The organism is Streptomyces sp. SID13726 (assembly GCF_010548375.1).
Classification (GTDB): Bacteria; Actinomycetota; Actinomycetes; order Streptomycetales; family Streptomycetaceae; genus Streptomyces.
This window is the reverse complement of sequence record NZ_JAAGLY010000680.1, coordinates 1-407: the sequence shown is the minus strand read 5'-3', so window position 1 is coordinate 407 and position 407 is coordinate 1. Positions and strand designations below refer to the sequence as shown.

The following is a 407-nucleotide window of genomic DNA, read 5'->3' as shown; positions in this document are numbered from 1 at the left end:
CGTCGGGCTCGCTCGAGCTGGTCGACCCGGACTTCGCCCCCGCCATCGGCATCGCGCTCGCCGCCCTCGTCATGGTCGTGATCCCCACGACCGTCGAGACGCTCTCGCGCGGGCGATCGCTCGGCAAGCTGGCGCTGGGCATCCGGGTGGTGCGCGACGACGGCGGCCCCGTCCGCTTCCGGCACGCCTTCCTGCGCGCCCTGGTCGGCATCGGCGAGATCGGGCTGACGCTCGGCTCGGTCGCGCTCGTCGCGTCGCTGACGAACGACAAGGGCAAGCGCCTCGGCGACATGGCGGCGGGGACGTACGCGATCCGGGTGCGGGGCGGGCGGCCGACGCTCGCGCCGCTCGTCATGCCCCCGTACCTGGCCGCGTGGGCGTCCCACGCCGACATGCGCCGCCTGCCC

Annotated in this window: 1 protein-coding gene; it reads left to right on the top strand. The window is 75.4% G+C overall.

The genetic code is table 11. The features are described from left to right. A partial coding sequence (locus tag G3I78_RS49755) for an RDD family protein (RefSeq protein WP_164437273.1) occupies positions 1-407 on the top strand: 407 nt, incomplete at both ends.